Below are 24252 nucleotides of genomic sequence, written 5' to 3' on the forward strand. Positions count from 1 at the left end.
GCGCCGCAAGAACGTCAGGGAGAGCGCGGACCAGTTCATGGTCGTCTGCGGCGCGCAAGGCACGGAGTACGACTACCTCACCGGCTTCAAGACCCAGTTCAAGCGCGAGAACCTGTCGATCAAGGTCACGTAGAGGCCCGGCTCCCCGCTCCAGGTGGTCGAGTACGCGGCGGAGCGCTGGGGCGGTGCCGGGGACGAGTACGACCAGGTCTGGTGCGTGGTGGGCGTCGACGAGTACACCGACCTGGAGGAGGCCGCACGTCGCTCGAAAGAGCGGGGCATCGAACTCGCCGTGTCCAACCCGTGTTTCGAGCTGTGGCTGCTCCTGCACCACACCGACCACCAGAGCTGGACGGGCAACTACGGAGAGCTCAAGAAGCGGCTGAACAAGTTCGTCACGGTCCCGCCCGACAAGTCGGTGAACTTCGCCCGCGACTACGGCGGGGACCGCTGGAGGGAGGCGGTGCGCCGGGCCCGTGCGCTGGCTCCCGAAGGCACCGAGCACCTGCCGGAGAGCAATCCCGCGACCCGTATGTGGCGGCTGGCTCTGGCGATCACCGGAGAGACGGAATAAGGAGGGCGCCCGACTGCACCAGCCAGGCGCCCGACTACCCGCGGAATCCGCCTACTTGAAGAAAGCGATCCCGTCGTCCGGCATGTCCTGCGGGAGGGCCTTGGCCCAGCGCTCGACTTCCTCCGGGGTGACGACCTTCTTGAGGTGGGCGGACATGTACGGGCGGAGTTCGACGTCGGGGGTCTGCTTCTCGCCGACCCACATGAGGTCGCTCTTGACGTAGCCGTACAGGCGCTTGCCGCCGGTGTAGGGGGCGGAGGCGGCGGTGCGGGCGACGGCGTCCGTGACCAGGTCGATCTGGGGTTTCTGGGCGGCGAGGTCGCCGTACCAGATCTCGATGACGCCGTCGTCGCGGGTCATCGTCACCTCGACCTTGCGGTCGGCGTCGATGCGCCAGAAGCCGTGCTCGGACTCCAGGGGGCGGACTTTGTTGCCGTCGTTGTCCAGGACCCAGGTGTGGGAGGAGTACTCCAGGAAGTTACGGCCGTCCTGGGTGAAGCTGACCTCCTGACCGAAGTTGCACTTCTCCGAGCCGGGGAAGTCGTGCACGCCCGCGCCGGCCCACTGGCCGAGGAGAAACGCGAGCGGGCGGAGGTCCGGGTGCAGGTCGGACGGGATCTCGATCATCAGGCTTCCTGGTGGGACGGGGTCAGCGCTGGCCCTGGTACAGCTTCTTCACGGTCAGACCGGCGAAGGCGAGCACGCCGACGCAGACCAGGACGAGGAGGGCTTCGAAGAAGACTTCAAGCACGGGGGCTCTCCTAGTTGAGGCGCGGGTTCTGTAGGTACGTAGGCCGGGGGCCAGCTTACGCCGCCGGGGTCGGGGGCGGCTCGGCGGAGTCCTTCTATTGGGGGGAGGCTCGCCTGCGGGGGCTGGGGGTCGGCTCGGCGGGGGCTGCCTGCTGGGGGTGGGGGTTGGCTGCTGGGGGTTGGCTGCTGGGGATGGGGGTCGGTGCTGAGGCTGGGGGTCGGTGCTGGGGATGGGGGTCGGTGCTGAGGCTGGGGGTCGGTGCTGAGGCTGGGGGTCGGTGCTGAGGCTGGGGGTCGGTGCTGAGGCTGGGGGTCGGTGCTGGGGCTGGGGGTCGGCTCGGCGGGGGCTGCCTGCTGGGGGTGGGGGTTGGCTGCTGGGGGTTGGCTGCTGGGGATGGGGGTCGGTGCTGAGGCTGGGGGTCGGCGCTGAGGCTGGGGGTCGGCGCTGAGGCTGAGGGTCGGCGCTGAGGCTGAGGGTCGGCTTGGCGGGGCCCGCCTGCTGGAGCTGGGGGGGGGTGGCTCGGCGGGGCCCGCCTGTTCACGGCCCGGCGGGTGTTTACGGTCTCGGCCCGGCGGAGTCCGCCTGCTAGGCGTCGGCTCAGCGGGCCTTGCCTGCTCACGGCCCCGCCGGTGTCCACAGCCCGGCCCGGCCCGGCGGAGTCCGCCTGCCGGCGTCGGCTCAGCGCAGCCCACCGAGCAGCTGCGCCTGCAATGCCACCGTCTGCTGGAAGGGGATCGCCGCCGCCTCCCCCTCGCGGGACTGGAGTACGACGGCGATGACGTCCCCGTCCAGCAGGTACGCCTGCCGCAGCTGCTCCGGCCCGTACGGCTTGGCCTCGTCGTACACGTGCCGCATCGCGCCGGGGGCCGCGCTGGCCGGGAACGTTCTGTCGAAGAGGGTGCGGGGGGCGCCGCGTACCTCGTACGACGGTCCCGCGTACGACGTCAGCGCGCGGTACGTCTCCTCCGCGGTGACCGGGGAGTCGAAGCGGAGGAGGTAGATGCCGGTGCGGGTGTGGTCGGCGGCCGTCCATCCGCGGGCGGCGATGTGCCGGAGTCCGTAGTCGACGAGGACCTGGCGGACCTCCGCGCGGTCGGATTCGTCCGTATAGACGGAGAGGAAATCCTTGGTGGCGAGCCAGCCGTTCGTGCCGTGCAGCGCTGTGTCGTCGACGGCGCCGCGCGGTGCGGGCAGGAGATAGGCGCGGGTGTCACTCCCGGTGACGGGGTACCGGATCTCGGGGTAGTCCCAGCGCCCGTCGGAGGCGGTGGAGAGCCCGGGTACGTCATCCCGATCGAGCCGGACGATCCCGTAGGCGGTGCCGGCGGCAAGGGAGGCGAAGAGGGCGAGGGCGGCGGTCCAGCGGAGGGTTGTGCGGAGGGGGTGGTGGGGTTTGCGGGGGGTGGAGTTGGGCTCTGGCAGGGGTGCGGGGGTGGAGTTGGGCGCGGGCGGGGATAGGGGGGCGCGCGCAGATGCAACACCCGAGACGGGCCGCAGCTCGGGCACCGGCTCCGGCGAGGACACGGGCGCGAATTCCGGCGCGGACACAGACCCCGGCGCGGACACCAGCCCAGGCGCAGACCCCAACTCCAGCCCAGGCGCAGCCTCCAGCCCCGACTCCGGCGCAGACGCCAGCCCCAACCCCAGCTCAGACTCCAGCCTCGGCCCCGACTCCCGCCGCACCCCCGCCCCCTCAGCAATCCCACTCATACGGCCTCCCCCCGATCCCCGATCCGCCCCAACTGCGCCCCCACAAACTCCGCCACCGGCCCCGTATCCATCGGCTCCGGAGCCATGACCCCCACCTGGAACAGCAAGTCACCGATGGCTGCCGTACAGGAGAGACCGGACAAGGCGTCCTTCCCGGCCGGCTTCGGGGACAGGGCGCAGAACGCCTCCCTGTGACCCTCGATCTGCGGCCCCTTACGCCCCGCCCCCTCGCCGAGTTCCCGAAAGGCATCCGCAGCCGCGCGGGCCCCCGCAACATCACCCATACGAGTGAGGCTGACCCGCGCGGTGAAGTACGGCTGGTCCGTGTACCGCGCGGTAACCAGGTAACTCCGCGCGGCAAGCCCCTGTATCCGATCCCGTTCGGCCCGCTTCTCGAAGAGCTTGCGCAGCTCGGGGGAGACGCCGTCCAGCTGGTCCTCCTGATAGGCGGCGGCCTGCTGCGCGTCCAGCTCGACGTCCGGCCCGAACTCCCCCATGTCCGGCCCGCGTTGCCGCCCCCCACCCTCCTCGAACGGCAGCAGCATCGCGCGCAGCGAACCGGCGCCGCCCCCACCGCCCCCGCCGGACGGACTGGGCGTCACAGAGGGAAACGCCCAGGTGGGCGCGCCAGGATCCCGATCGGCACCGCGCACGGTGACGACGGTGGCGCCGACGCCGACGAGTACGACACCGGCGAGGAGGCCGGAGCCCAGGAGGACACCGGTACGACGCCGACGGACGAGCCCCGAGACGACGCCGCCCTCACCGACTCCGACACCACCCCCAGCCCCGCCACCCGCACCGGAACCCGAGCCGGCGCAGCAGCCCGAGCCGACGCCGGAGACAGACCCCCCGACGACTTCGCCAACTCCGCCGTCCTCAACGCCTCCGGCACCCCCGCAAACTCCGCCGGCCCCGCCGCCCGCACCCGCACCCGCACCTGCGCCCACGCCGAAGTCCGCACCGGAGCTGTGGCAGGAAGCCGGGACTGAGCTGATGCCGGAGTCCGCGCCCGCGCCGGAGCCGGCGTCGGGGTTGCAGCGGCAACCGGACCCGGCGTCACAGCCGCACCCGGGGCCAGAGCCGAGAGCAGAGGCCGCACCTGCACCCGCGCCCGCTCCCGAATCCACGCCCACACCGCCACCAGCCCCACCAACTCCAGCAGCGCCGACAACTCCCGCAGCACCACCCACTCCCGCAGCGCCGCCCACTCCAAAACCCCCAACGACTCCGCCACCCCCGCCGCCCGAAACGGCACCGCCAACCCCGGCACCCTCCCCAGCCCCGCCAACTCCCGCAGCCCCGCCAACTCCCTCTCCGCCACCCCCGCCACCCCCCACCGCACCCCCAACTCCCCCAGCCCCCCCAACCCCAAAACCCCCAACGACTTTGCCAACTCCAGCCCCCTCGACACCCCTGTCAGCCCCGCCAGCCTCCACAACCCCAACCCCCTCCACGCCCCCGGCGTCCCTCATCCCGGCCCCCGAATCCCCCCTCACAGCTCCCCCAACTGCCGCTCAGCCAGGCTCAATATCGTCCCCTTGGAGATCGGCTCACTGTCATGCACCCAGACCTCGACGTACAGATCCCCCCGCCACGCATGCGCCTCCGCCGAGTACAGCGGGAAGAACCCGGGCTTCACGAACGGGGTGTCGTGGACGTACGCCATCCCGTTCTCCTCCCCGGTCCCGGGGATGTGCCAGCTACGGGTGTCGGACTGGTCCTCGGCCCAGTACTTGCCGTTGGCGGCCTGCCCGGACGCCTCCAGCAGCTCCCCTTGGTTGAACTGGACCAGGAAGATCTCGGTCGTCTGGTCTCCCGACTTCCAGGCCGCCCCCGCCACCCTCCGGAACCCGCTCTCCGCGAGGTCGCCGAAGGTGCGGGCCGGGGCGGTGTACCGCGCCGAGTACTCCGCGAGGTCGAGCCAGCCGTCGGCCGTCACCAAGGGAACCGCAGCCGCTCCCGCAGGCCGCTTCAACAACAGCTCCCGCAAATCCCCATCCACCTTCACCCGCCGATCCTCAGCCGCGGACAACGGCTCCGCCGCACCCCCCTTCACCCGCTCCACCACCCCCTGCGACAACGGCGGCAGAGCACTCGGCGGACGCTCCGCCTGGATCAAGTACCCGGTGCACGCACCCCCTACCACCCCCAACACCCCGGCCACACCCACCAGAAGCCCCGTACGCCCCCGCCGCTCCAACACGTCCCCCAATAAAGAATGTGAGGCGCGCACATGATCGTGCACGCCTCACAGGAGACTCACGGGGAGGGACGATGGTTGTACACCCGAGCCCGAGCCCCAGCCCCAGCCCCAGCCCGAACCCGAACCCCAGCCCGAGCCCGAACAGTTACAGCTTGACCGCCCCGACGAACGCCCCCCAAGACCCAGCACTGAAGAGCAGCGCCCCAAGGGAGGGATCCTTGCTGTCACGAACGGGGACGACGGAGGGGATGCTGTCGGAGACTTCCAGGCAGTTGCCGCCAGTCGTGTTGCTGTAGCTGCTCTTGCGCCACTCCGCCGCGCTCAGCAGGTCGTCGGACACTTCGAGGCACTCGCCGCCAGCATTGTTGCTGTGACTGCTCTTCCGCCACGAGACGCTGCTCAGGTCGATGGATCGCACGGCACTTCCTCCAGCATCCGCAAGATGAACGTTCGCGACTCGGCCGGATTCCAAGCCAGGTCACGTACGGCATCATAGGCGCCGTTAAGCGACTCAACCCTGCCCTTTTCTACGATGAGTTCACTCTGTACGTCGTTCTCCGCGTAGGCCACAACCTCGTCCTCCGACGTCCTCAGGAACATCATGTCGGTGTTCACCAACGGATGCAGACCCGTGCCGTACGGCAGCACCTGAATGCTGATGTTGGGGTGGTCCGCCGCCTCCACCAGGAACTTCAACTGCTCGCGCCACTCCCGGAGATCACTCAGCGGATTGCGCAACACCGCCTCCGAGATGATCACCCGGAACGGCGGCGAACCCTCCCCGAACACCAGCCGCTGACGCCCTATGCGCGCCTCGATCTGCTGCTCCAGCTCTTCCCCGGCGTAGCCGCCCGCCGCCAGCGCCTCCCGCGCGTACCCGGAAGTCTGGAGCAGACCCGGTGGCGTGATCGGCGAGTACTCCCACAGCGCGATCGCCCGCTCCTCCAGCTCCATGTATGGCCGGAACTCCGCCTTGAACTGGGCCTTGTCGCTGACCGCCAACTCCCAGAGCGTCAGCAGCTTGTTGCCGGTGCTGTAGAACGTGTCGAGCGCCTGCACAACCTCCGGTCCCCCGAGGCTGAGCCCGCTCTCCATCCTGCTGAGCACCGACATGTGCCAGCCCAGCGCCTTCGCCAGCTTCCTTAACGAGAGCTCGGCCTTGATGCGCAGGATCTTCAGCTCCTGCGCGAACCGTTCGGCCGGCCTCCCGCTGAGTCCCGTGATCGTGCTCCTGGCAGGCATCCCTTCCGCCCTCCCTGTACTGCTGCTCATGGCCCCTGAGTGATGCGTATGGGTCTGTCCGGGCTCCACAGCGGCCCGCCCCTGCGTCATCCTCTTACTACCCAGGAATACGCAGAGTAGTGCAACTGCCGCATTCCGTACAGAGGTTGGGTGAAAGGACCGAAAACATATGAAACCGGGAAATCTGTTCTACGACCCGGCGGTCAACAAGGTCGGCGAGTTCCAGGCGAAGTTCGGGAGATACGCGATGCTCCGCCCGCTCGGCGGCGGGATCGAGTGGCAGGCCGACCCGAGCGTGCTGCGGGCCCCGACGGACAAGGAACGGCTGAGCGCGAGCCTGAAGGCGCGCAACGAACTCACGTGGAAGGAGCCGAAGTTGGAGCACGCTTATACACCACTGCCACCACCGATCCCGGTCCCGGAGTGCGAGCGGTGCGTGGAACTGGCACTGCTGAGGAAGAGCGCGCGGGAGGAGCACGACTACAGCGCCGAGACCGACGCGAACGTCCTGCTGCGGCGGCACCTGAAGCAGGCGCACCCGGAGTGAGGCCACCGAACCCCGAGCAGATCGAGCGCGTCGACCCGACGTGGGCATGTCCCCCGCCCGTTGTCAAGTCGCCCCCGGCGTACCCGCCGATGCCGCCGTACCCTCCCCGCCCCCGCAACCCCTGCTTCAGTGAAGCCTTTTGGGCGACCGTCCTCACCGCCCTGAGCGTGGCGACCCTGATCGCCGTACTGGCCGCGACGGCGGCCCACGCCCTGCCGATACCGGCGTAAACCTGAAGCCATCAGATATATGCACGCACGGTAGGCATGTGACCACTGCATGTAGCCTCCCCGGGTGCTGGCTTCCCCTCTCCCCCGGACCGCCGTCCGTCCCCTCGGCCCGCCGGGTCCGTTCCCTGACGTACCGCTGCGCGAAGACCTCGAACGCCGCTGGCTGCACTACGCGTTCCTGTCCCGCACGCCCGGTCACGCGGTCATCGCCAACCTGTCGGTGCTCGGCCCCGAACCCGACCCGCACCGGATGGCGATCCTCTTGGTCTATGACCGCGAACTGGGCTGGTCTTCGAGCCAGTTCAACGCGCGTCAACCCCAACTCCCCTGGTCCGCCTTCCGCGCCGGGCACCCCTATGGCGTGCCCGGCGCCTTCACCGTCGGCGCCACCGACGCCAACTCCCCTTCGATCGAGCTGGACTTGCGCCGCACCAGCCGTCCCTGCACCTCCCAGTGCGCGGTGTTCGGGCCGCGCCGGGAGGAATTCCTGCGCTGGCAGTCCGAGCCGGGCGTGCTCGGCGGCGGGCGAGTGCACTCGCCGGGCGGCGACTGGACCGACGTAGACCTGATCGGTTACCACGAACGGGTGAGGGGCCGCTGGAGCTGGCCCGAACTCGGCGGCTGGGTCTTCGGGTTCGCCAACGACCCGACGCCCGACCCGTCCGGCGACCCGTCCGCGCCGCCGCCCGCGGCCATCGTCTTCACCCTCATCCAGCCGCGCACCCCGGGCGACACCATGACCGGTTCGGTGATGCTGTGGCGCTCAGGCCGCCTGGTCCGCCACTTCCCGCGCCGCGCGCTGCAAGTCGCCGTACATGACGTGCTGGAACGCGACCAGGTGGTCTTGGTCCCGCCGCTCGCCGAGACACTGGGTACCCCGCCAATGGCCCAGGTTCCACGGCGACTTGTGATCACCGCGCGGATGGGCGACGACCGGCTCGTCCTCGACTTCGACGCGGCCACCTCCGCCCGCATCGCCAACCCGTGCGAACGCGGCCGGGCCCCCTTCAGCGTCCACGAGACGCTGGGCCCCTTCTTCGTCGAGGGCGTCGTATCGGGCCGTCCGGTGGGCTTCCACTCCGAGGGCATCGTCGAGTTCGCGGGAGGAGCCGGTGAGTACTGAGGTGCGTACTGAAGCGACCGGCGCCGCCCTCCTCGCCGACACCGTCACCGCCCTGTCCGAGCGCGCCCCCGCGATCGTCGCCGCGGCCGCCGACCAACTCTCCGGAATCCGCCTGGGGTTGGGCTTCCACGACACCAGCGCCGCCACCCTCACGGTCCGCCACAGCCGACTGTTGGTGAGCCCGGGGAACGACGGCCCGTATGACGTCGAGGTCCGCTTCGACGACCGCGCGATGAACCTCCTGTTCGACCGCCAGTGCGCGCCCGCCGACGAAGTCCTCCCCGAAAGCCTGGACGTTCGCGGCGAACGCGAACAAGTCCTCGCCGTCTGGCGCGCGTTCCAGCTCCTGTCCCAGCGCGCGGCCGGGCTGCGCTTCATCCAGAGCCTGTGGCGCGACTACCGCGAACGCGCCCCCCGCCTCTGGGGCGAGCCCCACGACCGCCCGGCCGCACCCGCCGCCGCCGAGGACACCGGCTGGCGCGCCCTCGACCACCTCTCCAACCGCCGCCCCCAGGAACTCGACGGCGTCGGCGACAGCACGGTCGTGGCCCGCCCCCGCCTCCTGTGGGACGGCCACGCGGGCACCCCCTGGTGGGACGAACCCGGCGTCCTGGACGCCGACTTGATGACCACCATGCAGCGCTGCCGGGACCGCACCGAGGAGGAGATGAACCGCCTCATCCCGGACCGCGAACCCCGCCCCGAGCTGTACGACCTCATGCGCCTGTACCCCGCGCGCCGGGGCAAGGGGCTGCGGCCCACGCTCACCATGGCCGCGTGCCGCGCGTTCGGCGGCCGGCCGCAGGAGGCGGTCCGCGCGGCGGCGGCGCTGGAGCTGTTCCACAACGGCTTCCTCGTCCACGACGACATCGCCGACGAGTCCACCCACCGGCGCGGACTGCCCACCCTGCACGAGGAGTTCGGCCTCGGCCTCGCCCTCAACGTCGGCGACGGCCTCAACCTCCTCGCCGTCGACGCCGTCCTGTCCAACCTCGAAACCCTGGGCCTCGCCCGCACCCTCGGGCTGATCCAGGAGACCCTGCACATGTGCCGGGAGAGCATCGAGGGCCAGGCCATCGAACTCGGCTGGATCCAGGGCAACTTCGTGCCGGCCGCCGACGAGGCGTACTTCACGATGAGCACCAAGAAGACCGGCTGGTACACCTGCATGAGCCCGTGCCGCATCGGCGCGGTCTGCGCGGGCGTCACCGACCCGCGCGTCCTCGACCGCTTCGACGAAGCGTTCCGCCTCATCGGCATCGCGTTCCAGATGCAGGACGACATCCTCAACTTGGTGGGCGAGGAAGCCGTTTACGGCAAGGAGTCCCTGGGCGACCTCCTTGAGGGCAAGCGGACGGTCATGCTGATCCACCTCTTCCGCAGCATCACCGACCCCGCCGAACGCGTCCGCCTCGCCGCGATCCTCGCCAAGCGGCGGACCGACAAGACCCAGCAGGACGCCGACACCCTGCTGGCCGCGATGCGGGCCCACGGGTCGATCGACTACGCCGTCGACCTCGCGGACCGGCTCGCGGCCGAGGGGATTTCACGGTTCGAGAGCGACCTGGACATCGTCCCGGAGAACGAGGGCAAGGCCGTGCTGCGGCAGATCGCCCACTATGTGACTACGAGGCCACTGTGAACGAGACATCATCTGAGTCCGACAACTCCGCTTCCGCGCAGGACCAGTTGCTGCTCGGTGTGCTTGGACGGGTCAACTCCCTTACACGTACTGGGCTGTTGGCGCTGGCCCGGCAGGGGGCGGAGGTCCGGGCCTCCGACGCCGACCGGGCGCAGGGACTGGTCGAATCGCTCGCGCCCTGGCCGGTGTACAAGGCCGGGCAGTTCTTCTTCGACCTGATGGAGTGGGAGGACTTCTTGCTCGACGACGGGAGCGGAGAGGGCGAACCGGCGCCGGTGGAGGGCGGGTTCTACCTGTACCAGGACGTGGTGGTCGGCGCGATCACCTCAGCGGCCGGTCCTGCCGGACCGGTGGCGGCCTTCTTGTCGAAGGCCGCCACCGCCGCCTCGGAAGCGGCTGCCGCTGCGGCTACTTCGCCGACTTCGGACTCAGCACCGTAGCCACGAGCGGGATCTCCTTCTTCCGGCCGCTGCCGTCCGGGCCCAGCGTCGCCATCCCTGGCGGGTCGCACGGGCCCGGAGTGGCGTCGTCATTGGCGCGGACCTGGAACCCGTAGCCGAGGAACTTCAGCTTGCCCATGTCGTCCAGGTTGATCTTCGGGACCTGGATGTGTCCCGTCTCCGAGCCGGTCACCAGCAGCACGGTCTGCGAGCTGTCCTCGAAGCGGAACGTCAGCTTGTCCTTGGGCACGAACTGCCAGCCCTCGACCGCACCGAAGTACCCGAACCGCGCGACCCCGGTGAAGATGAAGCCGTGCGGCGCGACGAACCGCTGGGGCAGGCCGACGATGTCCTCGTCCTTGTCCCAGTCCCCCATCCCCACACACAGCAGCGACTCCGTGCCGGGCTCGGCCCTGGTCCAGGGCTCCTTGGTGGCGTCGTGGACGGGACCCTTGAACATCGACTCGGCGGCCGTCGGGTCGTTGGTGATCTGGAAGATCTCCAGTTTGCTCGCGTCGACGTCAACTACCGGCGTCGGCACGGGAGTCGGCGCCGCCGTCACCACGACCTGCCAACTCAGCGTGCCCACTTGGGTCTTGTCGTCCGGATAGCAGACGACTCCGGTGACCGTGTAGGTGCCGGGGGCGGTGTCCGGCGCGATGTCCACGCTCAACTCACCTGCCACCGGGCCGCCCTTGGAGGTGATCTCCCCGGAGAGGGTGACGGTGACCGGCTTCGCGCCCTTGGCCATCGGGGGCTGCTGGGTCAGCGTGACAGTGACCTTGTCGCCCTGCGCGGGGTCGTCCTTGCGGTTGCCGACCTTGAACTTGAGGGCGGTCTGGGTGCCGGCCTGGACGGTGACGGGGCTGCCGACCGCCGTGGCGTACAGGTCCGGTTTCCCGGTCACCGGGGTCGGGCCCGGAGGCGTACCCTCCTCGTCGACCGCGAGATCCGTGATCAGCGGGGCCTGCGAGCCCTCGGTCAGCGCGCGGAACTCCAGGGTGGTGGTGCCGTTCTGCGCGGTGAACTCGAAGGTCCGCTGCGCCCAGTGCGGTCCCGGCACGTCGTCGGGCGGGTTGAACTTCGCCACCAACGGGTCCCGGCTCCCGGCCACCGGACCGACCCTGAGCTGGTAACTCTGCTCATTGGTCTTCGTGCGCTTGGCGAGGGTGATGTCCGTGGACTCGTACCAGCTGACCGTGACCTTCTTGCCCGGCGTCGTACTGATGTCCTGCTTGATCCACCCGACGTCGTCCATGTCGGCGCTCTTCAGCCGCAGCGCCTGCGTGGTCCCGTTGTGGTCGGGCCGGTCCGGCTCCTTCAGCGCGACGACCTGCACGGCGCCCTGGGTGACGGTCCAGTCGGGGATCTTGCCCGGGGTTTTGACGGTCACCGTCACCGCCTTGGGCGCGGCGCCGACGTCGGGCTTGCTGAAGCAGGGGTTCTCGATCTTCGTCGTCATGCCGCCCGCCTCAGGACTCGACCACGTTGCCCGTGACACGGGTGATCAGCGGGCCGCAGTTGAGTTCGTTACGGCCGGTGAACTTGAGCGTGTACAGGTCCGTCTTGGCGAGGAACCTCAGCGGCTGATCGACCGGGACGAACCCGCCGCCGATCGGTTCGTACCGGCCCGAGGCCACCGGCCGCCCCTCGTCCAGCACTTGGGCGCTGTAGGGCTGCGGGTTGGTGCACGAGGGGTGCGTGTTGCGGTTCTCCTGCCAGACGATCTCGATCGTCTCGCCCTTCGGGACGGTGATGTCCTGGCTGATCGAGCCCAGCAGGTCCACCGCCTGGTACGGGGACTGCGCCACGTTCGCGCTGTACACCGCGACCCGGCCGGAGGTGACCGTCCACGCCCCCATCACGTCCTCGCCGGCGTTGACGACCGTGATCTTGTTCGGGGGGACATTGGGCTTGGGGAACGTGCCGTCCTCGACGATCCGGTCGGCGGCGACGGAGGCGGCGGAGGCCGCGGGCGCCGGGAGGACCGGGAGGGTGAGGGCGAGGAGGGTGGGGACGGCGAGGGCGACGGTGCGCTTCATTGCACTCCTTGGGGTGGGGAGTTGGGTGTGGGGGGGACCCGTCCCGCCTCCGGTGCCGTGCCGTACATCAGGGCAGCGCGCGCGGCACCGGAGGCGGGAACGGTCAACTACAGCCCGATCCTTGGCACTTGGGCCGTCAGAGGCCGATGCCGACGGCCGCGTGCGCCTCGGCCGGCAGGTACTGCTTGCTGCCGTTGTAGCGGGCCATGTAGCCCTGGGACAGGCCGGAGAGGATGTTGAGCGGCTTGCCGATCTGCGAACCGCTCTCGCACTTGGCGCGCCCGCTGGCGTCGGTGACGCCGGTGCCGATCGGTTCGGACGAACCGTCGAAGTAGAACTCGATCTCCTGGCCCGGGATCGGCTCGTTGTCGAACGTCTTGAGCGTGGCCACCGCGGTTCCCCTCGCGATGAAGGAGATGTGGCCGGTGACGTTCTCGGCGGTCAGCAGCACGTGCTGCTTCTGCGCGACTTCGGTGGGGGACGCCGGGGTGGGGGAGAAGAAGTCGACGGTCTCAGGCATGGGTGTGCTCCTCGCGAATGCGTGGGACTGAGAGAGGCGCGAGTGCGCCGTCGTCAGATTGGCACGGGCATAGTCGGCTCGCACGTGCAGAAGTCACGGTGCGTGACCGCGAATCGGCGGGACCGCGATGACCTGCCAGAACGCGTGTTCGCGCGCCGGAATCACGGTGTTCGGACAGGGCCGTCCGGGTGCGGACTACGCTTCACGGCATGCCCAAGAAGCTAGTGATCAAGGTGACCGCGGGTGTTGACGCCCCCGAACGCTGCTCCCAGGCCTTCACGGTGGCCTCCGTCGCGGTCGCGAGCGGCGTCGACGTCTCGCTGTGGCTGACCGGCGAGTCGGCGTGGTTCGCGCTCCCGGGAAAGGCGGCGGAATTCGAACTGCCGCACGCGGCCCCCCTCCCCGACCTCCTGGAGGCGGTCCTTGCCACCGGCAAGGTAACTCTCTGTACCCAGTGCGCGGCCCGCCGGGACATCACCGAGAAGGACGTCATCAAGGGAATCCGCATCGCGGGCGCCCAGCTCTTCGTCCAAGAGGCACTGGGGGAGGAGACGCAGGCGCTGGTCTACTGACGGCGCTTCTTGCCGTCCAGCTCGTCCCACCACTCGTCGGACTTGGGGTCGCCGGACGGATCGTCCCACCAGCGGTCCTCCGGGCCCCGGCGGTTCGCGACGATCGCCGCCAGCGGGGGGATCACCATCGCGACCATGCACATGGCCACCGCCGCCGGGACCGACCAGATGCGTACGACTCCCCAGGCCAGGACGAACAGGCCGATGCAGGTGCCCATCATGGCGAAGTACACGTGCCGCCGACGTGCGTACATGGTTCCAGCGTAGGCCCGGAGCAGCGGAAAGGGGCCGCGCCCGGTGCTCCCGGACGCGGCCCCTTCCACGAGGTCCCTCAGACCGCGATCGCGACCTCCGCGAGGCCGCCCTGCTGGGCGACGACCGTGCGGTCGGCGGTGGCGCCGGGGACGAGGGCGCGGACGGTCCAGGTGCCCTCGGCCGCGTAGAAACGGAACTGGCCCGTGGCCGAGGTGGGGACCTCCGCCGTGAACTCGCCGGTCGAGTCGAGGAGGCGGACGTACCCGGTCACCGGCTCGCCGTCACGCGTCACCTGGCCCTGGATCGTCGTCTCACCGGGCTTGATCGTCGAGGCGTCCGGTCCGCCGGCCTTCGCTCCACACATGGTCATACTCCAGAGGTCGTCGGTCTCGAAAAACGCTTACTTGTTGGCGCCCAGCTCGATCGGAACGCCGACCAGGCTGCCGTACTCGGTCCAGGAACCGTCGTAGTTCTTGACGTTCTCGACGCCCAGCAGCTCGTGCAGCACGAACCACGTCAGCGCCGAGCGCTCGCCGATACGGCAGTACGCGATGGTGTCCTTGGCCAGGTCGACCTGCTCGTCGGCGTACAGCTCCTTCAGCTCGTCGTCCGACTTGAAGGTGCCGTCGTCGTTGGCGTTCTTCGACCACGGGATGTTGCGGGCGCTGGGCACGTGACCCGGGCGCTGGGACTGCTCCTGCGGGAGGTGCGCGGGGGCGAGCAGCTTGCCGGAGAACTCGTCGGGCGAGCGGACGTCGACGAGGTTCTGCGCGCCAATCGCGGCCACGACGTCGTCACGGAACGCGCGGATCGAGGTGTCCTGCGCCTTCGCCTTGTAGTCGGTGGCGGTCCGCACCGGGACCTCCTCGACCAGCTCGCGCGCGTCCAGCTCCCACTTCTTGCGGCCACCGTCGAGCAGCTTGACGTTCTCGTGCCCGTACAGCTTGAAGTACCAGTAGGCGTACGACGCGAACCAGTTGTTGTTGCCGCCGTACAGGACGACCAGGGTGTCGTTGCCGATGCCCTTGGCCGACAGCAGCTTCTCGAAGCCCTCCTGGTCGACGAAGTCACGGCGGACCGGGTCCTGGAGGTCCTTGGTCCAGTCGATGCGGATCGCGTTACGGATGTGGTTCTTCTCGTACGCGGTCGTGTCCTCGTCGACCTCGACGATCGCGATCTCGGGGTTGTCCAGGTTGTCCTGGACCCAGTCAGCGGTCACCAGGACGTCGCTGCGGCTCATGCTCGTTCTCCTCCGGGGCAGTTGCGGCGGGGGTGTGCGAAGTGAGGGAGGTGCGCGCGGCGGGCAGGCTGTCTCAGCATGCGAGAGCGGCGCGCCGGGGCCCGGGAAAAAGGGGCCGGCGGGGGTCAGAAAGCGTTACAGAGCATGGCGGCGACGCGGCACAGGTCCACTGCCCGCCGCTTCGTGAGGTCCGCCTGTCGCTTCATGGGGTCGATCGTAGGGACGGATCGGGCACCCTGTCACCGGGAGGCCAGATTGCGAGACGCAAGGGTCCGGATAGTGAGACGTGCTCACCCGACCAACTTGATGTTCGTCCCCTTCACCGTGATCTCCACACCGTCCTTCGCGGGAACGACACTGTCCAGCTGTATCCCGCCCGGCAGATCGGCGATCTTCTGCTCGAAGTCGGTGATCGCGCGGACCTTGTCCTCGGCCACTGTCAGCCCACCGAAGCTCGGCAGCGAGTCGGCGTGCACGCGAACGGTGTCGCCTTGGACGGAGATGGTCGACAGCACAGACAACTCGTCCGACGCCCCGGGGATGTTCACCTTCACCGCGACCTTGAGCTTGCCGTTGCCCCCGTCGGAGAGGCCCACCACATCAGCGGTGACGCCCGGCAGGACTTGCGTCGGCTCCGACTTCGCCGCCTTCAACAGCTCCGAGTAACTGATACTCCCCGTCCCCGTCGCCGACGCGGCGGTCGCCGAGCTGAAGCTGGTCCCGTCGAACGAGACGCCCTTCATGGACGCCTTGAGGTCGTCGATACGGATCTTCTTGCCGGTGCTGTCGGCGGCGGCGTCGTACCCCTTGATGCCGACCTCGATGTCGTCCAGCTTCTTGCCCGCCACCTGGGTCAGGAACGGGAAGCCCTTGATGGACACGTCCGGGGTCTCGGACAGGCCCTCCGCCGACTTCAGCCGGTCCGCCGCCTCGCCCTCCGCGAAGTGCACGGCCAGGCGGTCGGCGGCCACGAAGAGCCCGCCCAGGACGATGACGAGGATCAGGAGTGTGCGAAGCGCGCGCATACGGTGGTTCCCCCCAGGGTTCAAGTGCACTCACCGTAACCCTGGGGGCAAGCCTCCCTAAGGGACTGTCGATCACCCGTGACAAAGCCCACGCGCGCGCGGGAGTTCACGCCAGCGCGCGCCCCAGGACGTACACGACAGGCGCCGCCAGGGACAGCGGCAGCGCGACCCCGGCCGTGAAGTGGACGAACCGCGACGGGTAGTCGTAGCTCGCCGCGCGGTGCCCGACCAACGCGCAGATCCCCGCGCCCGCGCCCAGGAGCGCCCCTTGCCCGCCCATGTCCGTCAGCTGCCCCACGGCGATCCCCGCACCGGCGGCGGCCAGCAGGGAGACGACCACAGAGGCGGGCGTCGGCAGCGGCAACGCGCGCGCGAGGATCGCGGCGGCCACGGCGGCGGCCCCTACGGAGACCGCGTCCCCGCTCGCGCCCAGGTAGCCGGCCGCGACGATCGCCAGGGCGGCCGACGTGATCGTCGCCATCAGGCCCGCCATGCGCTCGTCCGGGTCGGCGTGCGAGCGCAGCTGGAGGACCAGGCAGAGCAGGACCCACACCCCGAGGGTGCCGAGAACGGCGGCCGGGGTGTTCGAGCGGCCCGCGATCAGCAGGACGAGGTCGGAGACGAGCGCGCCGAGGAACGCGAGCGCGATGCCCTGGCGGGCCGGCCACATCCCGTTCAGCCGGAACCAGCCGGCCGCTGTGACGCCCTGGAGGACGACGAGGGGGAGCAGGACCCCGAGGGAGCCCAGCGGCGCCGTGAAGGCCAGCAGGAGGCCCAGGAGAGCCGTCAGGGCGGCGGGCTGCATACCGGGCTCGATGATGGGCGAGCGGCCCTCCAGACGGGCGCGCTGGTTGTCCTTGATCCGCGCGTTGCCGGCGAGGGTGGCGGGACCGAAGCCGGGTTCCGGGGCTGCTGGAGCTTCCTGGACGGGGGGCGCCGGGGGCGCGGCGACGGGGGCCGCGTACGCGTACGGGTTGTCGTACTGCGGCTGGGGCGGCTGCGGGGGCAGGTACGCGGTCTCCTCGACCGACGGCGCGACCGGCGCCGGGTACGCCGGCTGGACCGTCGTGTCCCAGGTCTGCCCCTGCCACTGCTGGGCGTGCTGGTCGTCGTACGGCTGCTGGCCCGGCCACTGCTGCTGGCCGTAGGGCTGCTGGTAGGGCTGGTACGGCTGGTCGGTCATCGGTGCGTCATCCTCCTGCGAACGGCGGGAGCACCTCGACCGCGGCGCCCTCGGCCAGCCGTACCGTCTCATGCGCGCGCGTGCCGACGGGGTCGCCGTCGACCAGGAAGGAGCAGCGCTCCAGGACGCGCGTCAGCTCCCCGGGGTGCCGGTCGCGCACGGCTGCCAGGGCGCCGGCGAGCGTCACCGCGTCGTACGGCTCCTCGGCGACCCCTGCGGCGGCCTTCGCGGCGGCCCAGTAGCGGACCGTGACCTTCGGCATCCGTCCCTCTCGGCGATCAGGCAATGGGCGGGCAATCAGTGCCTCAAAGGCTAGCCCGCCCGTACGACACTCCACTCCGCGATCCTCGCCAGCAGCTCGTCGCTGGCCGCGTGCTCGGCGTGGCCCATGCCCGGCTCCAGCCACAGTTCCCCGTGCCCACCTGCGGCTTCGGCCAGGGAGCGGGGGTGGTCGAGGGGGAAGTAGCCGTCCTGGTCGCCGTGCACGATCAGCAAGGGTGTCGGCGCGATCGACGCCACCGCCCGCACCGGGGGGATCGGCTCGGGGTCCCAGCCCCGGCGCTCGATCCGGGTCCCGAACCCGTACCGGCCGACCAGGCGGCCCTCGGGGCGCAGCACCAGCCAGTGGACGCGGCGCATCTGCGGGGTGCCCCGGTAGTACCAGCGCGCGGGCGAGCTGACGGAGACGACGGCGTCCGTCTCACCGGGGTGCAGGGCGGCGTGCCTGAGGACGACCGAGCCGCCCATGGAGAAGCCGACGGTCACCACGCGCGCGTGGCCGAGCTCCCGGGCCCAGCCGACGGCCGCCTGGAGGTCGTGCACCTCCCGGTCGCCCACCGTGGAGCGGCCCCCGGAGGAACCGTGGCCCCTAAAGGAGAACGTGACGACGGCACCGTATCGACGCAACGCCGCCGCCACCCTGCGCACGTGCGGGCGGTCCGCGGCGCCGGTGAAACCGTGGGCCACGACGAACGCGGGATGTCCGGCGGGGGACGGCTGGGTGTCGTATACGACCGGCGGGGGATCGTATACGGATTCGATCGGCACCCCATCGGCGGTGGGGAGAAACGTCCGTATAGGTGACCGTCCGTCCGTCTCAGAATTCGGACGAACGGTGGAACGTGCCACATGACCTGCCGGACTGTCGCTCATGTCGGCTATTCTCCTGAACAGAGGACTCGGGCAGCGAAGCCCCCGGGTCCTTTTGTGCTTTCGGAAGCCTTGTATACGAAGCGGCCAACCGCGGGTGTACACGGCGTGACCTCTAAGAGCATGCTGAAGTGCCGCAAATGTCCTCGCAGGGACCGAGGAGGAACCGTATGAGTTCTCTGCTGCTCCTGACCAACGCCCTCCAGCCCTCCACGGAGGTGCTCCCGGCCCTCGGCCTGCTCCTGCACAACGTGCGGGTCGCGCCGGCCGAAGGCCCCGCGCTGGTCGACACCCCGGGCGCCGACGTGATCCTCGTCGACGGCCGCCGCGATCTCCCCCAGGTCCGCAGCCTCTGCCAGCTGCTGCGCTCCACGGGCCCCGGCTGTCCGCTCGTCCTCGTCGTCACCGAGGGCGGCCTCGCCGCCGTCACCGCCGACTGGGGCATCGACGACGTCCTGCTCGACACCGCGGGGCCCGCCGAGGTCGAGGCGCGCCTGCGGCTCGCGATGGGCCGCCAGCAGATCGTCAACGACGACTCCCCCATGGAGATCCGCAACGGCGACCTCTCCGTCGACGAGGCGACCTACAGCGCCAAGCTCAAGGGCCGCGTCCTCGACCTCACCTTCAAGGAGTTCGAGCTCCTCAAGTACCTCGCCCAGCACCCCGGCCGCGTCTTCACCCGCGCCCAGCTGCTGCAAGAGGTCTGGGGCTACGACTACTTCGGCGGCACCCGCACGGTCGACGTCCACGTACGGCGGCTGCGCGCCAAGCTCGGCCCCGAGCACGAGTCGCTGATCGGGACCGTCCGCAACGTCGGTTATCGATTCGTTACCCCTGAGAAGGGCGAGCGGGGCGGCGACGACGCGAAGGCCAAGGCGGCCGCCGCGGCCACCGCAAAGGCGGAGGATGCGGACGAGTCGGCCGCGCTGCCGCCGGCCGAGGCCTCTGTCGAGGTGTAGTACCAGGTCGGGCGGGGCTTGCGCGGGTTGTGGTTACTGTGTGGTCACCTCCCGTTCGCCCTGCCCACCAAGGGTTGATCCGCGTAGACTCCGCCGCGTGGCCAAGGTGACGAGGGACGACGTAGCACGCCTGGCGGGGACCTCCACCGCCGTGGTCAGCTATGTGATCAACAACGGACCCCGGCCGGTCGCACCGGCCACGCGCGAGCGTGTCCTCGCCGCCATCAAGGAGCTGGGGTACCGGCCCGACCGCGTCGCCCAGGCGATGGCGTCCCGCCGCACCGACCTCATAGGCCTGATCGTCCCCGACGCGCGCCAGCCGTTCTTCGCGGAGATGGCCCACGCGGTCGAACAGGCCGCCTCCGAGCGCGGGAAGATGGTGCTCGTCGGGAACTCCGACTACATCGCCGAACGCGAGGTCCACTATCTGCGCGCGTTCCTCGGGATGCGCGTCTCCGGCCTGATCCTCGTCTCGCACGCCCTCAACGACCTCGCCGCCGCCGAGATCGAGGCGTGGGACGCGCGGGTGGTGCTGCTGCACGAGCGGCCCGAGGCGATCGACGACGTGGCGGTCGTCCTGGACGACCTCAACGGCGCGCGCCTCGCCGTCAAGCATCTGCTCGACCACGGCTATCCGTCCGTCGCCTGCATGGGCGGCACCGCCGACACGCCTTCCGTGGGCGACCCCGTCTCCGACCACGTGCACGGGTGGCGGCGGGCCATGGAGGACGCGGGGCTGCCGACGGAGGGGCTGCTGTACGAGGCGCCGTACAACCGGTACGACGCGTACAAGGTGGGGCTCGAGGTGCTGGCGCGGCCTGAGGGTCGTCCCCGTGCGATTTTCTGTTCCACCGACGACCAGGCGATAGGTGTGCTGCGGGCCGCGCGGGAGCTGCGGATCGAGGTGCCGGGGGAGCTGGCGGTGGCCGGGTTCGACGACATCAAGGAGGCGGCGCTGGCGGATCCGCCGCTGACGACGGTCGCGTCCGACCGGTCGGCGATGGCCCGGGCGGCGGTGGATCTGGTGCTGGACGACGGGGTGCGGGTGGCGGGGTCGCGGCGGGAGCGGGTGAAGGTGTTTCCGTCGCGGGTGGTGACGCGGCGGTCGTGCGGCTGCGCATGAGAGCTTCCTGAGAGGGTCCCGCTCCCTGCCTGACGTGGATTTATCGGAGCCCTACGACCTTCTCGCGGCGTTCTCAGGGAGCACTCAGGAAGCTCTCATGGTCGGGGGCGAAGCTTTGTGACATGACCGAGAGCTTCCGCCGCGACGGCGAGTACGAGTACTCCTCTTCCGCCAACCCTGAGTGGCCGCCCCCGCCGGTCGCCCCGCCCACGTACCCGGTGCACCACGCGCCCGCCCCCAAGCGGCGCTCGCGCGGCCCGCTGGCCCTCCTCGCGGCGGTCGCGATCGTCGCGGCGGCCATCGGCGGCGGCACCGCGTACGGCATACAGGAGCTGACGCACAAGAACGAGACGGTCAGCGCGACCACCACGAGCGTCGTGCCCTCCAGCAAGAAGGGCGACCTCGCGGCGATCGTCGCGGCCGTCAGCCCGAGCGTCGTCGAGATCAAGGCGACCCTCAGCAACGGCACCTCGACCGGCTCCGGCGTCATCATCACCAGCAACGGCGAGATCGTCACGAACAACCACGTGATCTCCGGCGCGAACCAGATCCAGGTCGTCACGAGCGACGGCAAGACGTACACCGCGAAGGCCGTCGGCACCGACAGCAAGAAGGACCTCGCGCTGATCAAGCTGGAGAACGCGTCCGGGCTGAAGGCGGCGACGCTGGGTGACTCGGCGAACGTCCAGGTCGGTGACTCGGTCGTCGCGATCGGCTCGCCCGAGGGGCTGAGCGGCACGGTCACCAGCGGCATCGTCTCCGCCCTCAACCGGGACGTCACCGTCGCGACGGACGAGGGGCAGAGCCAGAGCCAGCAGCAACAGCAGCAGGGCGGCGGCGGGTGGCCGTTCTCCTTCGGCGGGCAGCAGTTCAACGGCGACACCGGCTCGACGACCACGACGTACAAGGCGATCCAGACCGACGCCTCGCTCAACCCGGGCAACTCCGGGGGCGCGATGTTCGACATGAACGGCAACGTCGTCGGCATCAACTCCGCGATGTACTCGGCGAGTTCGTCCAGCTCCTCCGGGTCCTCGGACGCGGGCAGCGTGGGCCTCGGCTTCGCGATCCCGATCAACACCGTCAAGGCGGACCTGGCCACACTGCGGGCCGGCGGCTCGGACAGCTGACCGATCAGTTCAGTAAGGGGTACGACATGATTCAGCAGATCTCGCACCAGAAGGTCGCGGCCGGCGCCGCCGACGTGACGCTCGCTCTGGCCGTCGTGGCGCAGCTGCACGCACCGCAGCCGCCGCTGCGGGCGCCGGAGGTGGCCGTCAGCTCGACGGCAGCGGCACGGCATGCGCTGCGGACCAGGCGGCTGACGCGGATCTCGACGATCGCGGCCTGAGCCGACGTATCGCTTGCGCCGCTTGCCTTGCGCCGCTTGCCTTGCGCCGCTTGCCTTGCGCCGCTTGTGCTTGCGCCACTTGCTTTCGCCCCGGACCTCCCTACGCCCCCGCGCGGAAACGTGCGACGCTGAGGCAGTCGTAGGAGATCCACCGCACCCGAGGAACCGAGCCCATGAGCCCCGCCGATGGCGACCGTGACACCCAGCGCATCCTGATCGTCGACGACGAGCCGGCGGTACGGGAGGCCTTGCAGCGCAGCCTCGCCTTCGAGGGCTACGGCACCCAGGTCGCGGTCGACGGCGCCGACGCGCTGGACAAGGCGAGCGGGTACCGGCCGGACCTGATCGTCCTGGACATCCAGATGCCCCGCATGGACGGCCTCACCGCCGCCCGCCGCATCCGGGGCGCCGGGGACACCACCCCGATCCTGATGCTGACCGCGCGCGACACGGTCGGCGACCGCGTCACGGGCCTGGACGCGGGCGCCGACGACTACCTCGTCAAACCCTTCGAACTCGACGAACTCTTCGCCCGCGTACGGGCGTTGCTGCGGCGCAGCTCCTACGCGGCGGCGGCCGGCGCCGCCGTCGAGGAGGACGAGGCGCTGACCTTCGCCGATCTGCGGATGGACCTCGCGACCCGCGAGGTCACCCGCGCCGGACGACAGGTCGAGCTGACCCGCACCGAGTTCACGCTGCTGGAGATGTTCATGGCGCACCCGCGCCAGGTCCTCACCCGCGAGCAGATCCTGAAGGCCGTCTGGGGCTTCGACTTCGAGCCGTCCTCCAACTCCCTTGATGTGTACGTCATGTACCTGCGCCGCAAGACCGAGGCGGCCGGCGAACCCCGGCTCGTGCACACCGTGCGGGGCGTGGGGTATGTGCTGCGGCAGGGCGGCGCGGAGTGAACCGCCTGCTCCGCCGCTACCGCAACCTCCCGATCAGAACCCGGCTGTCGCTGCTGGTCGCGGCGGCGGTCGCGTTCGCGGTCGCGGCGGTCTCGGTGACCTGCTGGTTCATCGTGCAGGGCAAGCTGTACGACCAGCTCAACAACGACCTCGAACGCAGTATGCAGCGCCCGGGGCAGATCCAGCAGGCGCAGAACGCGATCGACTCCTGCTCCAGCACCCCGCAGGGCCTGTCCTTCGGCCAGAACAACTACTCGCAGGTCGTCACCTCGGCCGGCAAGGTGTGCGTCAACTCCGGTTCGGCGGGCGTCATCAAGACCACCGACGAGGACCGGTCCAAGATCAAGAGCGGTGACACGCAGAAGATCTACTTCCGCAACGGCACGGCCTCGGACGGCACTCCGGTCCGCGTGGTGCTGCGCCCGCTGGCCACCAAGACGGAGACCGGCGCCGCCGGACCCAACGTCGGCCTGATGGCGGCCGTCCCGCTGAACGGCACCCAAAGCACCCTGAACGACCTCGCGTTGATCCTCCTCCTCGTCTCCGGCGTGGGCGTGGTCGGCGCCGGCGCGGCGGGCCTGGCGGTCGCCCGCGCGGGCCTGCGCCCGGTGGACAAACTGACGGAGGCCGTCGAACACGTCGCCCGCACCGAGGACTTGAACATCCGCATCCCGGTGGAGGAGGAGTCCGACGACGAAGTGGCCCGCCTCTCCAGGTCGTTCAACTCGATGACCGCGTCCCTCGCCAACTCCCGTGAGCTGCAACAGCAGTTGATCGCCGACGCCGGCCACGAGCTGCGCACCCCGCTGACGTCACTCCGTACGAACATCGAGCTGCTGACCCGCAGCGAGGAGACTGGCCGCCCGATCCCGCCGGCCGACCGCAAGGCGCTGCTGGCCTCGGTCAAGGCCCAGATGACCGAACTCGCCTCCCTCATCGGCGACTTGCAGGAGCTGTCCCGGTCCGAGGGGCAGCGCGGGGAGCGGGTGCAGGTGGTCGCGCTGGAGGACACGGTGGAATCGGCGCTGCGGCGGGCGCGGCTGCGCGGGCCCGAGCTGACGATCACGGCGGAGCTGGAGCCCTGGTACACGCGGGCGGAGCCTGCGGCGCTGGAGCGGGCGGTCGTCAACATCCTTGACAACGCTGTGAAGTTCAGTCCTGAAGGGGGGACGGTCGAGGTGTCGTTGGCCGGGGGTGTGCTGACGGTCCGCGATCACGGTCCTGGTATCCCGGAGGATGAACTCCCGCACGTGTTCGACCGGTTCTGGCGGTCGCCGTCGGCTCGGGCGCTGCCTGGGTCTGGGCTGGGGCTGTCGATCGTGGCGCGGACTGTTGAACAGGCGGGTGGGGAAGTGCGGTTGGCTCGGGCTTCGGATGGCGGGGGTGGGACGGTGGCGACGGTACGGCTGCCGGGGGCGCCGGTGCCGCCGCCGGAGACGCCGGGGGCTTAGCGGGAGTTG

Annotated in this window: 31 protein-coding genes; 13 read left to right on the top strand and 18 right to left on the bottom strand. The window is 70.0% G+C overall.

Annotation, left to right across the window (positions count from 1 at the left end):
• Positions 1 to 154: 154 nt before the first annotated feature.
• On the top strand, positions 155 to 574 hold the full coding sequence (locus ACYUD3_RS06435; protein ID WP_470964997.1) for an RloB family protein: 420 nt from the start codon (positions 155 to 157) through the stop codon (positions 572 to 574).
• Positions 575 to 625: 51 nt separating this feature from the next.
• Here ACYUD3_RS06435 and ACYUD3_RS06440 read toward each other — a convergent pair whose 3' ends face one another.
• From ACYUD3_RS06440 to ACYUD3_RS06470, 7 genes are all read right to left on the bottom strand, one after another.
• Complete coding sequence (locus ACYUD3_RS06440) at positions 626 to 1201, bottom strand: heme-binding beta-barrel domain-containing protein (protein ID WP_470965000.1); 576 nt, start codon at positions 1199 to 1201, stop codon at positions 626 to 628.
• 802 nt (positions 1202 to 2003) lie between these two features.
• Positions 2004 to 3035, bottom strand: coding sequence for a hypothetical protein (locus ACYUD3_RS06445; RefSeq protein WP_470965003.1), 1032 nt, complete (start codon positions 3033 to 3035; stop codon positions 2004 to 2006).
• Entirely contained in the window at positions 3032 to 3637 is a 606-nt protein-coding gene (locus ACYUD3_RS06450; protein WP_470965006.1) for a hypothetical protein, read from the bottom strand. The genes ACYUD3_RS06445 and ACYUD3_RS06450 overlap by 4 nt, the downstream gene beginning before the upstream one ends.
• The gene (locus ACYUD3_RS06455; protein ID WP_470965009.1) at positions 3634 to 4431 is read right to left on the bottom strand and encodes a hypothetical protein; all 798 of its coding nucleotides are present in this window, start codon (positions 4429 to 4431) and stop codon (positions 3634 to 3636) included. The genes ACYUD3_RS06450 and ACYUD3_RS06455 overlap by 4 nt, the downstream gene beginning before the upstream one ends.
• A gap of 99 nt (positions 4432 to 4530) precedes the next feature.
• Positions 4531 to 5241, bottom strand: a complete 711-nt coding sequence (locus ACYUD3_RS06460; RefSeq protein WP_470965012.1) for a hypothetical protein — start codon at positions 5239 to 5241, stop codon at positions 4531 to 4533.
• Between the two features lie 145 nt (positions 5242 to 5386).
• A complete protein-coding gene (locus ACYUD3_RS06465) occupies positions 5387 to 5659 on the bottom strand; it encodes a DUF397 domain-containing protein (RefSeq protein ID WP_470965015.1) in 273 nt (90 codons plus the stop codon).
• Positions 5641 to 6483 carry a helix-turn-helix domain-containing protein gene (locus ACYUD3_RS06470; RefSeq protein ID WP_470965018.1) on the bottom strand — a complete coding sequence of 281 codons (843 nt, stop codon included), beginning with the start codon at positions 6481 to 6483 and terminating at the stop codon, positions 5641 to 5643. The genes ACYUD3_RS06465 and ACYUD3_RS06470 overlap by 19 nt, the downstream gene beginning before the upstream one ends.
• Positions 6484 to 6652: 169 nt before the next feature.
• Here ACYUD3_RS06470 and ACYUD3_RS06475 point away from each other — a divergent pair, with 169 nt between their 5' ends.
• From ACYUD3_RS06475 to ACYUD3_RS06495, 5 genes are all read left to right on the top strand, one after another.
• Positions 6653 to 7030: a hypothetical protein gene (locus ACYUD3_RS06475; RefSeq protein ID WP_470965021.1), complete on the top strand. Its 378-nt coding sequence runs from the start codon at positions 6653 to 6655 to the stop codon at positions 7028 to 7030.
• Between the two features lie 89 nt (positions 7031 to 7119).
• Positions 7120 to 7260 carry a hypothetical protein gene (locus ACYUD3_RS06480; protein WP_470965024.1) on the top strand — a complete coding sequence of 47 codons (141 nt, stop codon included), beginning with the start codon at positions 7120 to 7122 and terminating at the stop codon, positions 7258 to 7260.
• A 64-nt stretch (positions 7261 to 7324) separates the two neighbouring features.
• Complete coding sequence (locus ACYUD3_RS06485) at positions 7325 to 8383, top strand: hypothetical protein (RefSeq protein ID WP_470965027.1); 1059 nt, start codon at positions 7325 to 7327, stop codon at positions 8381 to 8383.
• Positions 8373 to 10025, top strand: coding sequence for a polyprenyl synthetase family protein (locus tag ACYUD3_RS06490; RefSeq protein WP_470965030.1), 1653 nt, complete (start codon positions 8373 to 8375; stop codon positions 10023 to 10025). The genes ACYUD3_RS06485 and ACYUD3_RS06490 overlap by 11 nt, the downstream gene beginning before the upstream one ends.
• Complete coding sequence (locus ACYUD3_RS06495; RefSeq protein ID WP_470965033.1) at positions 10022 to 10465, top strand: hypothetical protein; 444 nt, start codon at positions 10022 to 10024, stop codon at positions 10463 to 10465. The genes ACYUD3_RS06490 and ACYUD3_RS06495 overlap by 4 nt, the downstream gene beginning before the upstream one ends.
• Here the strand turns inward: ACYUD3_RS06495 and ACYUD3_RS06500 are convergent.
• The 3 genes from ACYUD3_RS06500 to ACYUD3_RS06510 all read right to left on the bottom strand — a co-directional run bounded on the left by ACYUD3_RS06500 (position 10434) and on the right by ACYUD3_RS06510 (position 13027).
• Entirely contained in the window at positions 10434 to 11927 is a 1494-nt protein-coding gene (locus ACYUD3_RS06500; protein WP_470965035.1) for a DUF642 domain-containing protein, read from the bottom strand. The two genes, ACYUD3_RS06495 and ACYUD3_RS06500, sit on opposite strands and share 32 nt — an antisense overlap.
• Positions 11928 to 11937: 10 nt before the next feature.
• Positions 11938 to 12507 (bottom strand): hypothetical protein, encoded by a 570-nt coding sequence (locus tag ACYUD3_RS06505; RefSeq protein ID WP_470965038.1) that lies wholly within the window; start codon positions 12505 to 12507, stop codon positions 11938 to 11940.
• A gap of 136 nt (positions 12508 to 12643) precedes the next feature.
• Positions 12644 to 13027: a hypothetical protein gene (locus ACYUD3_RS06510; RefSeq protein ID WP_470965041.1), complete on the bottom strand. Its 384-nt coding sequence runs from the start codon at positions 13025 to 13027 to the stop codon at positions 12644 to 12646.
• Between the two features lie 209 nt (positions 13028 to 13236).
• Between ACYUD3_RS06510 and ACYUD3_RS06515 the strand changes: the two genes are divergently transcribed.
• Positions 13237 to 13599 (top strand): DsrE family protein, encoded by a 363-nt coding sequence (locus tag ACYUD3_RS06515; protein ID WP_470965044.1) that lies wholly within the window; start codon positions 13237 to 13239, stop codon positions 13597 to 13599.
• Here ACYUD3_RS06515 and ACYUD3_RS06520 read toward each other — a convergent pair.
• The 8 genes from ACYUD3_RS06520 to ACYUD3_RS06555 all read right to left on the bottom strand — a co-directional run bounded on the left by ACYUD3_RS06520 (position 13593) and on the right by ACYUD3_RS06555 (position 18454).
• Entirely contained in the window at positions 13593 to 13853 is a 261-nt protein-coding gene (locus tag ACYUD3_RS06520) for a DUF3099 domain-containing protein (protein WP_470965047.1), read from the bottom strand. The two genes, ACYUD3_RS06515 and ACYUD3_RS06520, sit on opposite strands and share 7 nt — an antisense overlap.
• A 77-nt stretch (positions 13854 to 13930) precedes the next feature.
• Positions 13931 to 14218: a DUF1416 domain-containing protein gene (locus ACYUD3_RS06525; protein WP_010351646.1), complete on the bottom strand. Its 288-nt coding sequence runs from the start codon at positions 14216 to 14218 to the stop codon at positions 13931 to 13933.
• 36 nt (positions 14219 to 14254) lie between these two features.
• Positions 14255 to 15094 (bottom strand): sulfurtransferase, encoded by an 840-nt coding sequence (locus tag ACYUD3_RS06530; RefSeq protein WP_470965050.1) that lies wholly within the window; start codon positions 15092 to 15094, stop codon positions 14255 to 14257.
• Between the two features lie 125 nt (positions 15095 to 15219).
• The gene (locus ACYUD3_RS06535) at positions 15220 to 15300 is read right to left on the bottom strand and encodes a putative leader peptide (protein ID WP_470966049.1); all 81 of its coding nucleotides are present in this window, start codon (positions 15298 to 15300) and stop codon (positions 15220 to 15222) included.
• 84 nt (positions 15301 to 15384) lie between these two features.
• Entirely contained in the window at positions 15385 to 16119 is a 735-nt protein-coding gene (locus tag ACYUD3_RS06540; protein ID WP_470965053.1) for an LmeA family phospholipid-binding protein, read from the bottom strand.
• Positions 16120 to 16225: 106 nt separating this feature from the next.
• Positions 16226 to 17302: a hypothetical protein gene (locus ACYUD3_RS06545; protein WP_470965056.1), complete on the bottom strand. Its 1077-nt coding sequence runs from the start codon at positions 17300 to 17302 to the stop codon at positions 16226 to 16228.
• A 7-nt stretch (positions 17303 to 17309) separates the two neighbouring features.
• The gene (locus tag ACYUD3_RS06550; protein ID WP_470965059.1) at positions 17310 to 17564 is read right to left on the bottom strand and encodes a MoaD/ThiS family protein; all 255 of its coding nucleotides are present in this window, start codon (positions 17562 to 17564) and stop codon (positions 17310 to 17312) included.
• 50 nt (positions 17565 to 17614) lie between these two features.
• Positions 17615 to 18454 carry an alpha/beta hydrolase family protein gene (locus tag ACYUD3_RS06555; protein WP_470965062.1) on the bottom strand — a complete coding sequence of 280 codons (840 nt, stop codon included), beginning with the start codon at positions 18452 to 18454 and terminating at the stop codon, positions 17615 to 17617.
• A gap of 167 nt (positions 18455 to 18621) precedes the next feature.
• On the opposite strand from ACYUD3_RS06555, the gene ACYUD3_RS06560 reads away from it, so the two are divergent.
• The 6 genes from ACYUD3_RS06560 (at position 18622) to ACYUD3_RS06585 (ending at position 24243) form a co-directional block, all read left to right on the top strand.
• The gene (locus ACYUD3_RS06560; RefSeq protein WP_470965065.1) at positions 18622 to 19410 is read left to right on the top strand and encodes a response regulator transcription factor; all 789 of its coding nucleotides are present in this window, start codon (positions 18622 to 18624) and stop codon (positions 19408 to 19410) included.
• A 97-nt stretch (positions 19411 to 19507) separates the two neighbouring features.
• A complete protein-coding gene (locus ACYUD3_RS06565) occupies positions 19508 to 20533 on the top strand; it encodes a LacI family DNA-binding transcriptional regulator (RefSeq protein WP_470965068.1) in 1026 nt (341 codons plus the stop codon).
• 122 nt (positions 20534 to 20655) lie between these two features.
• The gene (locus ACYUD3_RS06570) at positions 20656 to 21663 is read left to right on the top strand and encodes a S1C family serine protease (RefSeq protein ID WP_470965071.1); all 1008 of its coding nucleotides are present in this window, start codon (positions 20656 to 20658) and stop codon (positions 21661 to 21663) included.
• Between the two features lie 26 nt (positions 21664 to 21689).
• Complete coding sequence (locus ACYUD3_RS06575; protein ID WP_470965074.1) at positions 21690 to 21884, top strand: hypothetical protein; 195 nt, start codon at positions 21690 to 21692, stop codon at positions 21882 to 21884.
• Between the two features lie 173 nt (positions 21885 to 22057).
• Positions 22058 to 22792, top strand: coding sequence for a response regulator transcription factor (locus tag ACYUD3_RS06580; protein WP_470965077.1), 735 nt, complete (start codon positions 22058 to 22060; stop codon positions 22790 to 22792).
• Positions 22789 to 24243, top strand: a complete 1455-nt coding sequence (locus ACYUD3_RS06585) for a HAMP domain-containing sensor histidine kinase (RefSeq protein WP_470965079.1) — start codon at positions 22789 to 22791, stop codon at positions 24241 to 24243. Before ACYUD3_RS06580 ends, ACYUD3_RS06585 begins: the two co-directional genes overlap by 4 nt.
• Positions 24244 to 24252 lie beyond the last annotated feature (9 nt).

The sequence above is a fragment of the Streptomyces sp. AMJ-169 genome (assembly GCF_055597585.1).